At 68.3% G+C, this 13,890-nt stretch carries 11 protein-coding genes and 1 rRNA gene; all 12 read right to left on the bottom strand.

From position 1 onward, the window contains the following. Window positions 1-98: 98 nt before the first annotated feature. The 12 genes from P8R59_RS12305 to argC all read right to left on the bottom strand — a co-directional run bounded on the left by P8R59_RS12305 (window position 99) and on the right by argC (window position 13,581). A 16S ribosomal RNA gene (locus tag P8R59_RS12305) occupies window positions 99-1,620 on the bottom strand. 535 nt (window positions 1,621-2,155) lie between these two features. Further along, window positions 2,156-2,929, bottom strand: a complete 774-nt coding sequence (locus tag P8R59_RS12300; protein WP_278101300.1) for a DUF4184 family protein — start codon at window positions 2,927-2,929, stop codon at window positions 2,156-2,158. Beyond that, entirely contained in the window at window positions 2,929-4,242 is a 1,314-nt protein-coding gene (tyrS, locus tag P8R59_RS12295; protein WP_278101299.1) for a tyrosine--tRNA ligase, read from the bottom strand. The genes P8R59_RS12300 and tyrS overlap by 1 nt, the downstream gene beginning before the upstream one ends. Window positions 4,243-4,289: 47 nt before the next feature. Next, on the bottom strand, window positions 4,290-5,003 hold the full coding sequence (locus P8R59_RS12290) for a hypothetical protein (protein WP_278101298.1): 714 nt from the start codon (window positions 5,001-5,003) through the stop codon (window positions 4,290-4,292). Next, window positions 5,000-5,647, bottom strand: a complete 648-nt coding sequence (locus P8R59_RS12285) for a SatD family protein (RefSeq protein ID WP_278101297.1) — start codon at window positions 5,645-5,647, stop codon at window positions 5,000-5,002. Before P8R59_RS12285 ends, P8R59_RS12290 begins: the two co-directional genes overlap by 4 nt. A gap of 49 nt (window positions 5,648-5,696) precedes the next feature. Then, complete coding sequence (argH, locus tag P8R59_RS12280; RefSeq protein ID WP_278101296.1) at window positions 5,697-7,127, bottom strand: argininosuccinate lyase; 1,431 nt, start codon at window positions 7,125-7,127, stop codon at window positions 5,697-5,699. 42 nt (window positions 7,128-7,169) lie between these two features. Then, window positions 7,170-8,309, bottom strand: a complete 1,140-nt coding sequence (locus tag P8R59_RS12275; protein ID WP_278101295.1) for a heparan-alpha-glucosaminide N-acetyltransferase domain-containing protein — start codon at window positions 8,307-8,309, stop codon at window positions 7,170-7,172. Continuing rightward, entirely contained in the window at window positions 8,288-9,211 is a 924-nt protein-coding gene (gene argF, locus P8R59_RS12270; protein ID WP_278101294.1) for an ornithine carbamoyltransferase, read from the bottom strand. The genes P8R59_RS12275 and argF overlap by 22 nt, the downstream gene beginning before the upstream one ends. Continuing rightward, the gene (locus P8R59_RS12265; RefSeq protein ID WP_278101293.1) at window positions 9,208-10,482 is read right to left on the bottom strand and encodes an acetylornithine transaminase; all 1,275 of its coding nucleotides are present in this window, start codon (window positions 10,480-10,482) and stop codon (window positions 9,208-9,210) included. Before P8R59_RS12265 ends, argF begins: the two co-directional genes overlap by 4 nt. After that, window positions 10,479-11,381, bottom strand: coding sequence for an acetylglutamate kinase (argB, locus tag P8R59_RS12260; RefSeq protein WP_077050143.1), 903 nt, complete (start codon window positions 11,379-11,381; stop codon window positions 10,479-10,481). The genes P8R59_RS12265 and argB overlap by 4 nt, the downstream gene beginning before the upstream one ends. Next, window positions 11,378-12,535: a bifunctional glutamate N-acetyltransferase/amino-acid acetyltransferase ArgJ gene (gene argJ / locus P8R59_RS12255; RefSeq protein WP_278101292.1), complete on the bottom strand. Its 1,158-nt coding sequence runs from the start codon at window positions 12,533-12,535 to the stop codon at window positions 11,378-11,380. Before argJ ends, argB begins: the two co-directional genes overlap by 4 nt. Further along, the gene (gene argC, locus P8R59_RS12250) at window positions 12,532-13,581 is read right to left on the bottom strand and encodes an N-acetyl-gamma-glutamyl-phosphate reductase (RefSeq protein ID WP_278101291.1); all 1,050 of its coding nucleotides are present in this window, start codon (window positions 13,579-13,581) and stop codon (window positions 12,532-12,534) included. Before argC ends, argJ begins: the two co-directional genes overlap by 4 nt. Window positions 13,582-13,890: the final 309 nt, after the last annotated feature.

The raw sequence follows: 13,890 nt of genomic DNA, 5'->3' as shown, positions 1-13,890 counted from the left end.
AAATGTTCCACCCATGAGCTAACCGGCAAGACACATTCGGTCTCGATCCGGCGCCTGGACACCACCAGGAAAACCCGACGGTGCCAGATGCTCCTTAGAAAGGAGGTGATCCAGCCGCACCTTCCGGTACGGCTACCTTGTTACGACTTAGTCCTAATTACCGATCCCACCTTCGACGGCTCCCTCCACAAGGGTTGGGCCACCGGCTTCAGGTGTTACCGACTTTCATGACTTGACGGGCGGTGTGTACAAGACCCGGGAACGTATTCACCGCAGCGTTGCTGATCTGCGATTACTAGCGACTCCGACTTCATGAGGTCGAGTTGCAGACCTCAATCCGAACTGGGACCGGCTTTTTGGGATTCGCTCCACCTCACGGTATTGCAGCCCTTTGTACCGGCCATTGTAGCATGCGTGAAGCCCAAGACATAAGGGGCATGATGATTTGACGTCATCCCCACCTTCCTCCGAGTTGACCCCGGCAGTATCCCATGAGTTCCCACCATTACGTGCTGGCAACATAGAACGAGGGTTGCGCTCGTTGCGGGACTTAACCCAACATCTCACGACACGAGCTGACGACAACCATGCACCACCTGTTCACCAGTGTCCAAAGAGTCCCGTATTTCTACGGTGTTCTGGTGTATGTCAAGCCTTGGTAAGGTTCTTCGCGTTGCATCGAATTAATCCGCATGCTCCGCCGCTTGTGCGGGTCCCCGTCAATTCCTTTGAGTTTTAGCCTTGCGGCCGTACTCCCCAGGCGGGGAACTTAATGCGTTAGCTGCGTCACGGAAACCGTGGAATGGTCCCCACAACTAGTTCCCAACGTTTACGGGGTGGACTACCAGGGTATCTAAGCCTGTTTGCTCCCCACCCTTTCGCTCCTCAGCGTCAGTTACGGCCCAGAGATCTGCCTTCGCCATCGGTGTTCCTCCTGATATCTGCGCATTCCACCGCTACACCAGGAATTCCAATCTCCCCTACCGCACTCTAGTCTGCCCGTACCCACTGCAGGCCCGAGGTTGAGCCTCGGGATTTCACAGCAGACGCGACAAACCGCCTACGAGCTCTTTACGCCCAATAATTCCGGATAACGCTTGCGCCCTACGTATTACCGCGGCTGCTGGCACGTAGTTAGCCGGCGCTTTTTCTGCAGGTACCGTCACTCTCGCTTCTTCCCTGCTAAAAGAGGTTTACAACCCGAAGGCCGTCATCCCTCACGCGGCGTTGCTGCATCAGGCTTCCGCCCATTGTGCAATATTCCCCACTGCTGCCTCCCGTAGGAGTCTGGGCCGTGTCTCAGTCCCAGTGTGGCCGGTCACCCTCTCAGGCCGGCTACCCGTCGACGCCTTGGTGAGCCATTACCTCACCAACAAGCTGATAGGCCGCGAGCCCATCCCAGACCGAAAAATCTTTCCAACCCCCACCATGCGATGAGAGCTCATATCCAGTATTAGACGCCGTTTCCAGCGCTTATCCCAGAGTCCAGGGCAGGTTGCTCACGTGTTACTCACCCGTTCGCCACTGATCCACCAAGCAAGCTTGGCTTCACCGTTCGACTTGCATGTGTTAAGCACGCCGCCAGCGTTCATCCTGAGCCAGGATCAAACTCTCCGTAAAAGAAAAATGCCCACCCAACCGGAATAAGGTTGGGACAAGCGAGTTCAATCTGACCAAACAGGAAGTCAAAACTGACTATCCAGATGCCAACCCCAAAGGGTTGGACTTTGATCCAAAGGAATTTCTCGCAATCCGCAAAAAACGGACCGACGAGGAATAAATTGGCATTTGACAAGTGCACGCTGTTGAGTTCTCAAGGAACGGACGCACCCACAGAAACGATCTCTCGACCTACCCGCGAGGCAACTTCACTACCTTATACGCCACACACAAGTCATAGTTCACAAGTCGAATCAGAAGATTCAGTCCTGGAAGACAAGTGCCGAGTGGCAGAATCCGATCTTAGACCCTCAAGCCGAAGCTCACAAGTTCTGATCGGGGTGGTTCACCGCTTGAGAGGACGCGGGGCCTTTCGGCCGCTCCGCTCTCCCCTGTGGGGCGAACAAGTAATAAGTTACGCGGATACGGCCGACTCGTCCAATCAGCGCCTCATCCCGGGCGTGTCGCGGCCCGAGATCCGCGGAAACACGCGGATCTAGCGCCGACGCCGGACCTGAACCGTGACGGCCAGCAGAAGGGACGCGATCGCCCATGCCGCGGCGATGCGCGTCAGAACTCCGTAAATCAGTGCGGTCGGGGACATCACCGCGCCCTGGGCGGCGCTCATGAACACCGCGATCGCTCCGCCGACGACGAGAGCAACCGGCAGAGATACCCACCACAGGACACGCACCGCAGTCGGCAGAACCCGTCGCACCGGAACGGTCCCCCGTCGTGCCATCCACACGAGTCCGTAGGCGCTGAGGACGATCAGCCCGAACGCGCCCGATCCGTACTGCAGCCACTTCACTCCCGGGAGGGGGCCCCACTGGTCGTCCAGCGACGGCATCAACGCGACGCCCAGACGCCCCTCGTGAGTGAAGAGATCCCACAGGATGTGGGTCGCGACTCCGAACGCAAGCGAGACGAGCAGCCACATCAGCGCCACCGGTCCCCCGCCGAGCGTTTCGCGGAGACCGTCGCGGAGGCCGGCATCCCATCGGTCCGGAAGACGCTCGGCGACCACTCGCGGGGAGAGTTCGCGAACGGCGGGGCGGAGAACGCACCGCCAGACGAGAAGCAGCACCACTGCCAGCACCGTGGTGACCGGCACCCACGCGAAATCGTGGGTCAGGGAGTAGTCGGGCCACATGCCGCGGAAGAACAACGGCAGGTCGGGGGTCATCGCCCCGATGGCGATCGCCGCCGGCACCAGCCGCGTGCGCACGAAAGGGAGCGCGACGACGGCATGGCTCGGCGTGAAAGGCATCAGCCGACGAACACTCCGGCCAACGTCTTCTTGCCGCGTCGCAGGACCGAGACGCCGCCCGGCAGCGAGCCCGTCACCGGGGTGTCGTCCGCGGTCACCTTCTGCCCGTCCAGCGACACACCGCCTTGTGCGATCGCCCGCCTCGCCTCACTCAGACTGCTCACGAGACCCGTCGACGTGAGCCCATCGAGCACCGTCGCCCCCGCGGGTAGCGACGCGTGCGGGAGTTCCTCCAGGGCGCTCCGCAGGGTCGCGGCATCCAAAGCCATCAGGTCGCCCTGGCCGAACAATGCCTCGGTGGCCGCGACGACCGCGTCGGCGGCATCCGGGCCGTGGACGGTCGTGACGACCTCGCGCGCGAGGCGCTTCTGCCCGGCACGACGGAACGGCTCCTCGTCGACCAGTCGCGCGTACTCCTCGATCTCGGCTCGCGTGAGGAAGGTGAACACCTTCAGGCGGTCGACGACGTCGCGGTCGTCGGTGTTCAACCAGAACTGGTACATCGTCCACGGGCTGCACATGTCGGCATCCAGCCAGATCGCGTTGCCCTCGCTCTTGCCGAACTTGGTTCCGTCGCTGTTGGTGATCAGCGGAGTGCCGATCGCGTGGACCGACTCCCCCTCGACGCGGCGCACCAGATCGGTGCCGCTGGTGAGGTTGCCCCACTGGTCACTCCCGCCGGTCTGCAGGACGCAGCCGTACGCGCGGAAGAGCTCGAGGTAATCCATGCCCTGCAGGATCTGGTAGCTGAACTCCGTGTAGCTGATCCCGGCCTCGGAGTTGAGGCGGGCACTGACCGCATCCTTCTTCAGCATCGTCCCGACGCGGAAGTGCTTCCCGATCTCGCGGAGGAAATCGATCGCGCTGAGCGGTGCGGTCCAATCGAGGTTGTTGACCATCCGCGCCGCGCTGTCACCCTCGAAGCTCAAGAAGCGCTCCACCTGCGTCCGCAGCCGGTCGACCCACTCCGCGACCGTCTCCCGGGTGTTCAACGTCCGCTCCGCCGTCGGACGGGGGTCGCCGATCAGCCCCGTCGAGCCCCCCACGAGGCCCAGGGGGCGGTGCCCCGCGAGCTGGAGTCGCCGCATCGTGAGCAGCTGCACGAGGTTTCCGAGGTGCAGACTCGGCGCGGTCGGGTCGAAGCCGCAGTAGAAGACGATCGGCGGTCCGGACAGCAGTTCGCGCAGCTCGTCCTGATCGGTCGAGACGTGGATCAGACCTCGCCAGACCAGCTCGTCCCACACCGAATCGAACGCGGGGTCGTTGGCGGGCTCGAGGGCGCGAACGGAAAGCTCGTCGGAGGGAACGGACACCCTTTCAGGCTATCAGCGGCGACGACGCGGCCAGGATGGCGGGCGGGTCACGCGCCGTTGACGCCCCACCACACGACGAAGGCGGCCGCGAGCGCGGTCACCCAGCTGACGAGGCTGCCAATGAGGAAGTACTCCGCCCGATCTCCGCCCTCGCCGTCGCGGGAGATCTCGGGGAACCGCACGATCCCCTTCGCCGCGAGGACGGCGGCCAGCAGCGTGTACGCCCCCGCGAGGGTCAGGGCGAAGACGAGGATCCGTTCGAGCGGACCGATCAGGCGGCCGCCTTTGAGGGTGGTCGGCGCCTCCCCGGACGGGGGCAGCACGCGCTCCCCCATCTCGGCGCGCAGCGCGATGCGGACCACGGCATTCCCGGACTCGAGCAGGAACAGCAGGCACCCCGCCACGAGCAGCACCGCGTCCAACGAGACGTCCGCGCGCGGCCCGTACGCCTCCCAGCCTGCGCCGAGGAGTCCCGGGTGGGGACGAGCGGGTGCGACGACCACGCACGCGGCGACCGCGATCCCGAGGAGTCCCACCGGCCACAGGCCCGCGCGCGCCGAACCCGACTCGGGAACGACCCACGTCCAGATCGCCGCGACCGCCACGGCGAGGATGCCGGCGACGACCGCATCCGCTCCGGCCGACAGCGCCACCAGCAGGACGCCCGCGACGGCGAAGATCGCCCTCCGGCGATGCGCGATCAGCCGGCGCAGAAGGTCCACGCCACCGACGGCGAGGAGCAGCAAGGCCGCGGCGATCACGACGACACCCCCGCCCGGAGGGCGAGGAACCCCTCAACGATCGCCACCGACCCGGCGGAGGCGAGCGCCTGCGAGACAGCCGACTGGGTGATTCCCTCGTCGGCGGCGAGCTCGCGCTGCGATCGCCCCAGACACCGGCCGTACGTCAGACGTCGCGTCCGCTCGCTCATCGACGACACCAGTTGATCTCGCGACAACCCGTACGCGTTCGCGAGTGCGACGCTCTCGAGCACCGTCGCGTCGGTGTTCTTCTGCGCCTCGAACCAGGTGCGGGCGTGGGGAACCGCCCGCTGCTGCATGGCCTCGACCCGCTCGATCGCCGTCCGCGCCGCCCACCACGCGGGCCCCTCCGGAATCGTCCGGCCGTCGACCTCGACGGGACGCACCTCGCCGATCCCGACGCCGAACCGGCAGTCGACCCCGTCGGGAAGGTTGAGGCGGACCAGGAGGAGGGCGGCCGCCGCGGCGGCGATCGTGGGGTACTCCCCCTGCAGCTCGTCTCCGACGACGGCGGTGAGCGGCGCGAGTGCGAGCGGGAAGTCGGCCTCCGCTCGCGCGACGGCAGCGTGGATCGCGCTCTGCGCACGGCTGCGGTCGTCCAACTCGCGCGAACGGACGATGTCGGCGATGACGGCGGCGATCATGTGAACAGCTTATGGCTTATGGGGACGGATTTATAAGCTTTTTGCTTATTCAGAACCCGAGATCATGCGCGGCCGCCTGCGCGCGGGAGACCAGTTCGGTGCGCTGCTCGGACACACGGTCCGGTGCGGTGCCACCGGCGCCCGTGCGGCTGGCCACCGAGCCCTGGATCGTCAGCACGTCGCGAACCTCGGGCGTGAGCGTCGGCGAAACCGAGGCCAGCAACGCGTCGTCGGCATCCTCGAGACCCATTCCCCGCTCTTCGCACGCGCGCACCAGTGCTCCGGAGATCTCGTGGGCGTCGCGGAAGGCCACGCCCTGCCGGACGAGCCACTCGGCGACGTCGGTCGCGAGCGAGAAGCCCTGCGGGGCGAGCTCCGCCATCCGATCGGTGTGGAATCGCAGGGTCGAGATCATGCCCGAGAACGCGGGCAGCACGAGCTCGAGCGTGCGCACCGAATCGAAGACCGGCTCCTTGTCCTCCTGCAGGTCGCGGTTGTAGGCCAGGGGGAGCCCCTTGAGAGTCGCCAGGAGGCCGGAGAGGTTGCCGATGAGCCGCCCCGCCTTGCCGCGCGCGAGCTCGGCGATGTCGGGGTTCTTCTTCTGCGGCATGATGCTCGAACCGGTCGAGTACGCGTCGTCGAGGGTGACGAACCCGAACTCGCGCGTGTTCCACAGGATCACGTCTTCGGCCAGGCGGGACAGGTCGACGCCGATCATCGCGGTGATGAAGGCGAACTCCGCGACCACGTCGCGCGACGCCGTACCGTCGAGGGAGTTCTCGGCCGGGCGTGCGAGGCCCAGACGGTCGGCGACGAGCTGAGGGTCGAGTCCGAGAGTCGCTCCGGCGAGCGCGCCGCCGCCGTAGGGCGAGACGGACGCGCGCACCGACCAGTCGCGCAGGCGCTCGATCCCGCGGACGAACGCCCAGCCGTACGCCTGGAGATGATGCGCGAGGAGGACCGGCTGCGCGTGCTGCAGGTGGGTACGGCCCGGCATGATGGCCGACTCGTGCGCGGACGCCTGCGACACCAGGGCGTCGATCAGTCGCAGCAGTTCGCGCGTGATGGTGCGGGCGTGGTCGAGCAGGTACAGACGCACCAGCGTGGCGATCTGGTCGTTGCGGCTGCGACCCGCGCGGAGCTTCCCCCCGAGGGCCGGACCCACCGTCTCGATCAGCACCCGCTCGAGGGCACCGTGCACGTCTTCGTCGCCCGGGGCCGCCACGAGCGCACCCGAACGCACGCGCTCGGCGAGGTCGTCGAGTCCGGCGTGCATGTCGCGTGCCTCGTCCGCGGACAGATACCCGGCGGCCTCGAGGGCGGCAGCGTGCGCGTGCGAGCCGGCGATGTCGTACAGCGCGAGGTCCCAGTCGAAGTGGGTGGAGCGGCTGAGCGCCGCCAGCTCGGGAGAGGGCCCGCCGGAGAAACGGGCGCCCCACAGCGCGCCCTCGTTCGTACCCTGGCCGGTCTCGGTGCTCATGCCTCCCAGCCTAGCGAGAGCATCGGACACCACCCGGCCCGCTCAGTCCGCGGACGCCGGAGGCGCGGCATCCGATCGGGAAGCAGGACCGACGACGCGACGGACGACGCCGTCGATCACCGCTTCCAGCGGCCCCCGCCCCCACAACAGCGCCCAGGCGGTGCACCCGACGACGATTCCGAGAGTGAGCGGCAGGAACAGACCCGCATCGCGCACACCGGACAGATCGGACGTGTCGCCGAGCAGCACGGCCGCGAACACCGCCCACACGACGATCTGGAGGACGTACGCGGTGAGTGGCATGGAGCCGACCGCGCGAAGCGGAATCGCCACCCATCGGAGCGGAGTGCGACAGACCAGCAGGCACAGCCCGATCACCGCGACGGCGAATCCGCCCGAACCGACGACCTCCCACAGACCCGACGAGTGCGCCTCGGCGGTCCAGACCGCGGCGAGATACGGACCGGCTTCGGCGACCGTCGCCGCCGTCGCGATCGCGACGCCGTACCCGCACGCCGCCACCGCGCCGCCCACGACCGTGAGCGCCGCCTGCACACCGAGCCGCCGCAGGTCCAGGCGCCCGACGCCCATCCCCGCGAGCAGGAAGGCGATCCAGACCGGGAAGGGGTACGCCCACCCCACGAGGGCCTGCAGGTCCTCCCCCGCGCGCCCGCTCCAGATCGGAGCGGCGTCGAGGAACGGGTAGACCCACGGCATCACGGCGGCGACGAGCGCCGCCGCCAGGAAGAGGCTCCCCGCGCGAAGTCCGAGGAACGGCAGCGAGAGGGCGAACAGCAGCGCGTAGGCGGGAAGGATCACGTACACCGGGACGCCCGTCATCACCAGCAGGATGCCGATCCCCCAGAGCAGAGCCCCGCGCAGGGCCAGGCGCGCCGCCGCGCGCGAGCGAGCGGCCCCCTCGGGCGGTCGAGTCCCACCGGTGACGAGAGCGATCGAGACACCCGCGAGCGTCGCGAACAGGATCGAGGAGCGTCCGTTGACGACGTCGAGCCAGGTCGCCGGATCATCGAGGACGAGCGGGTCGATCGTCAGCAGGTGCGCGGCGAGCATGCCGAGCACCGCCAGCCCGCGAGCCAGATCGATGCCGACGAGTCGGGCGGGTCCGTCGAAACGACGCCACGCCCGACCCGTCCGCGGGATCAGTCCTGGCTCAGCAGCCACACCAGCAGCGCCTTCTGGGCGTGCAGTCGGTTCTCGGCCTCGTCCCACACGACGCTCTGCGGACCATCGATCACCTCGGCGTCCACTTCGTACCCGCGGTCGGCCGGGAGGCAGTGGATGAAGATCGCCGCGTCGTCGGCCCGCGCCATCAGCTCGGAGGTGACCTTGAAGGCGCCGAGATCGCGGATGCGCGCGATCTTCTCCTCCTCCTTGCCCATGGACACCCACGTGTCGGTGACCACGACATCCGCTCCGGATGCCGCGGCTTCGGGATCGGTGGTCAGCGAGATCGATCCGCCGGTCGCAGCGGCGATGCGCTCGGCATCCGCGATCACGTCGGCACGAGGGGCGTAATCCGCCGGCGACGCGACCCGGACGTGCATGCCGGCGGTCACACCCGCCAGGACATACGAGTGGGCCATGTTGCTCCGACCGTCGCCGAAGAACGACAGCGTCAGCCCGCGCAGCTCGCCCTTGTGCTCGCGGATCGTGAGCAGATCGGCCAGCAGCTGGCACGGGTGGAAATCGTCGCTGAGGGCGTTGATCACCGGGACACGCGTGCCGCGAGCCATCTCCTCGAGCCCCGCCTGGGCGTACGTGCGCCACACGATCGCCGCGACCTGGCGTTCCAGGACGCGTGCGGTGTCCGAGGGCGTCTCCTTTCCGCCGAGCTGGCTGTTCGCGGTGGAGATGATCAGAGGAGAGCCGCCCAGGTCGGCGATGCCGACCGCGAACGACACCCGGGTGCGCGTCGAGGACTTGTCGAAGATGACCGCGACGGTCTGCGGGCCGGCGAGGGGCTTCTGCGCCCAGCGATCCTTCTTCAGCTCGAGGGCGAGGTCGAGGATCTCGCCCTGCTCGGCAGGGGTGAGGTCGTCGTCGCGCAGCAGGTGGCGGGTCACGCGGGTACTCCTTCGGCCGCCCGATCGGCGGACTCGTCGATGATGAGGGCGTCGGCCACCGTGGCCAACGACGCGCGGAACAGCGCGAGGAACTCCGCGATCTCGGCATCCCCGATGATCAGCGGCGGGGCGAGACGGATGGTCTCGTCATTGGCGGCGTTGATGATCAGCCCGTGCTCCTGCGCAGCCGCCACGACGGCCTTCGCGACCGGGTGGGCCAGCGCGACGCCGAGCAGCAGCCCGCGTCCGCGCACGCCGGCGACCAGCGGCGACGCCAGGCCCGCGATCCCCTCACGGAGCTGTGCTTCGCGCCGCGCGGCGTTGTCGACGAGACCGGCCGACTCGATCTCCTGCAGGACGGCACCGGCGACGGCGGTTCCCAGCGCATTGCCGCCGAACGTCGAGCCGTGGGTGCCCGGGAAGAACAGGTCGCTGGCCGCCCCGAATGTAATGAGCGCGCCGATCGGGAACCCGCCGCCGATGCCCTTGGCGACCGTGATGGCATCCGGGACGATTCCCGCGTGCTGGAAGGCGAACCAGGCACCGGTACGACCCGCGCCCGTCTGGATCTCGTCGACGATCAGCAACGCGCCGTGGCGGGCCGTGATCTCGCGCGCCGCCTCGAGGTACCCCTCGGGGAGTTCGACCACACCGGCCTCGCCCTGGATGGGCTCGACGATGAACGCGGCGACGCGCTCGTCGACCGCCGCCTCGAGGGCTTCGACCGTCGCCTCGATGTGCTCGACGCCGGGCACCATCGGCAGGAAGTCGGCCTGGAGGGCGGGCTTGCCGGTGAGCGCGAGAGCACCCATGGTGCGTCCGTGGAAACCGCCCTGGAGCGTCAGGATGCGGGTGCGGTCGGTGCCGCGCCCGTGCAGCCGGGCCAGCTTGAACGCCGCCTCGTTCGCTTCGGCGCCCGAGTTGGCGAAGTACACGCGGCCGGACTCCCCGGTGCCCGCGAGTCGCTTCAGCCGCGCGGCGAGCGCCAACTGCGGGGGCGTGGCGAAGTAGTTGGAGACGTGTGCGAGGGTCGCCGCCTGCGTCGACACCGCCTCGACGAACGCCGGATGGGCGTGGCCGAGCGCGTCGACCGCGATGCCGGCGAGGAAGTCGAGGTACTTCTTGCCGCCGTCGTCCCAGACGTAGGCACCCTCACCGCGCACGAACAGCGCCATGCGGTCGCCGAAGCTGCGCACGAGGTCGCGCCCGGCATCCTCCTGCCAGGACGGGCCGCGCGAGCCGTGGGATTCCTGTGTCGTGTCCGCGTTCACGCGACCACCTCCGTTCCGATTCCTTTGCTGGTGAACAGTTCGACGAGCACCGAGTGCGGCACGCGGCCGTCGATGATCGCGGCCGTGGGCACTCCCCCGTCGACGGCGTCGAGGCACGCCTGCATCTTCGGGATCATCCCCGACTCGAGTGTCGGCACCATCGCGCGCAACTCCGTCGAGGTCAGGTGCGAGACGAGCGAGTCGCGGTTCGGCCAGTCGGCGTACAGGCCGGGGACGTCCGTCAGCACGACCAGCTTCTTCGCGTTCAGCGCCACCGCGAGGGCCGCGGCTGCGGCATCCGCGTTGACGTTGAGCGATGCGCCCGGATTGTCGAGGTCGGGTGCGATCGAGGAGACGATCGGCACTCGCCCGGCCGCGAGATGGTCGAGCACGGGCTGCGGGTCGACGGTCACGACGTCGCCCACCCGCCCGAGGTCGTGCTCGACGCCGTCCACCACGACGCCGCGGCGACGACCGCCGAAGAGTCCGGCATCCTCTCCGCTGAGGCCCGTCGCGAGCGGCCCGTGCGCGTTGACCTTGGCGACCAGCTGCGGGTTGATCTGACCCGTCAGGACCATGCGCACGACCCCGATCGCCTCGGTGGAGGTCACCCGGTAACCGCCGCGGAACTCGCTCGGGATGTCGAGCCGGTCGAGCATCGACGAGATCTGCGGACCGCCGCCGTGCACGACGACCGGCTTCACCCCGACGTAACGGAGGTAGGCGATGTCGGCCGCGAAGGCGTCCTGCAGTTCATCGCTGACCATGGCGTTGCCGCCGTACTTCACCACCACCACCTGGTCGCGGTACTTGCGCACCCACGGCAGCGATTCGACGAGAGTCACCGCCCGTTCGCTCGCCGCGGCCGGATCTGTGTCCTGGATATCGATATCGCTCATGAGGCGTAGGCGCTGTTCTCGTGGACGTAGTCGTGGGTGAGGTCGTTGGTGCGGATCGTGGCCGCGGCGTCGCCGACGCGGAGGTCGACGACGAGATCGGTCGCGCGGGGGGTGAGGTCGACCTCCTCGCGCGGGCGGTCCGGGCCGCCCGCCGAGCACACGCGCATCCCGTTCATCCACACGTCGACGTCGTACGGGTCGAACGCGGCCCGCGTGGTGCCGATGGCGGCGAGCACGCGGCCCCAGTTCGGGTCGTTGCCGAAGATGGCGGCCTTGAAGAGGTTGTTCCGGGCTATCGAGCGTCCCACCTCGACGGCGTCGTCCTCGGTCACGGCGCCGACGACCCGGATGGTGATGTCGTGGCTGGCACCCTCGGCGTCGCTCTGCAGCTGAGCGGCGAGATCGTCGCACACCGCGGTCAGGGCGGCGGCGAACTCGTCGGCATCCACCCGGATGCCGCTGGCCCCGCTCGACAGGAGGGTGACCTGGTCGTTGGTCGACATGCAGCCGTCGGAGTCGAGACGGTCGAAACTCACCCGCGTCGCCGCACGCAGCGCGGCATCGGCCTCGGACGCGTCCAGCACCACGTCGGTGGTCAGCACGACGAGCATCGTCGCGAGCCCGGGCGCGAGCATGCCGGCGCCCTTCGCCATCCCGCCGATGCTCCAACCTTCTCCGACGTGCGCCGCACGCTTGGGACGGGAGTCGGTCGTCATGATCGCGAGAGACGCGTCCTCGCCGCCGTCGACCGACAGCGCCGCGACGCCCTTCTCGACCCCGTCGAGCACCTTGGCGCGGAAGACCTCGTCGCCGGTGCCGATGAGACCCGTCGAGCAGACCACGACGTCGCCCGCACCGACGCCCAGCAGCTCGGCCGCCCGCTCGGCGGTCTGGTGGGTGGTCTGGAAACCGAAAGACCCGGTGAAGCAGTTCGCTCCGCCGGAGTTGAGCACGACGGCCTCCACGACACCGTCCTTCACGACCTGCTCCGACCACAGGATCGGGTTGGCCTTGGCCCGGTTGGAGGTGAAGACGGCCGCCCCGACCTTCTGCGGACCGCGGTTGACGACGACGGCGACATCACGCGCGCCGGTGGACTTCAGCCCCACGGCGACGCCGGCCGCTTCGAATCCTGCGGGGACGGTCACGCTCACGGGGCGACTCCGTTCAGGGGAAGGGCCGTGGTCTCGGGAAGACCCAGCGCGATGTTGAGGGACTGCACCGCGGCGCCCGCGGTTCCCTTGACCAGATTGTCGACGGCGGCGACGACCACGACCCGGTTCGCCGCGCGGTCGATCGCGAGTCCGAGCGACGCGACGTTCGCGCCGAGCACGTCGGCCGTCCGCGGGAACGTCCCCTCGGGCAGGACCTCGACGAACGGCTCACCCGCGTAGGCGTCCTCCCACGCGGCTCGGATCTCGGCATCCGAGACCCCGGAGCGGATCGGAGCGGACGAGGTCGCCAGGATGCCGCGCGCCATCGGCACGAGCACGGGCGTGAACGAGACCCGGATGCCGTCGGCCGGAGCGCCCGCGGCGGCCAGAGCCTGCCGGATCTCGGGAATGTGCCGGTGGGTGCCGCCGACCGCGTAGGGGTTCGCCGTGCCGAGGATCTCGCTCGCGAGGAGGTTCACCTTGGCCGATTTGCCGGCGCCGCTCGGCCCGACCGCCAGCACGGACACGATGTCGCCCGGATCGATGACCCCGGCGGCGACACCGGGCGCCAGAGAGAGGGCGACGGTGGAGGCGTTGCACCCCGGAGCGGCGATCCGCGCGGCGCCGCGCAGAAGGTCTCGCTGCTTGCCGCCGGCGATCGGGAGTTCGGGAACGCCGTACGCCCACGGCTCGGGGTGTTCGCCGCCGTAGAAGGCCGCCCAGTCGGCGGCGGAGGTGAGCCGATGATCGGCTCCCGCGTCGATCACGAGCGGGGTGTCGCGGAGGGCTTCGGTGTACTGGGCCGACTGACCGTGCGGCAGCGCGAGGAAGACCACGTCGTGCCCGGCGAGCACCTCCGGAGTCGTGGCCTGGAGCTCGAGGTGCGCGAGCGAACGCAGGTGCGGCTGGTGGGAGATGAGCGCCTGGCCCGCGTTCGCGTGCGCCGTGACGGTGCGGATCTCGATGTCGGGATGATCGGCGAGCAGGCGAAGGATCTCGCCGCCCGCATAGCCGGAGGCGCCGGAGACGGCGACCGAGAGGGTCATGGATCCACCTTAGAAGTCGGGGCTGTGGCTGTGATCAGCGTGAACCGGGGCGGCGACGCCCGTATGCCCGACCGACGGCGGGTTACGAGGTCGCCGAAACTCGGCGTGCGGCCCGACGTCGACGCACGGCAACGGTGCTCACGGAGAGCTCCTCGTTGCGGACGACGATCGACGACATTCCGCGAGGGTATCCGCCGCGGCCGGGCCGGAGCAAATCCGCCGCGCGGGACGCCCGTCCGGGCCGGCGAAAAGAAGACGCATCGACTTCTTTCAGCTTGTCCCCCATATGGGGGACAAATTGGGGGTATG

The organism is Microbacterium proteolyticum (assembly GCF_029639405.1).
In the GTDB taxonomy this organism is placed as follows: domain Bacteria; phylum Actinomycetota; class Actinomycetes; order Actinomycetales; family Microbacteriaceae; genus Microbacterium.
This window is presented reverse-complemented; position numbering and strand designations above follow the sequence as displayed.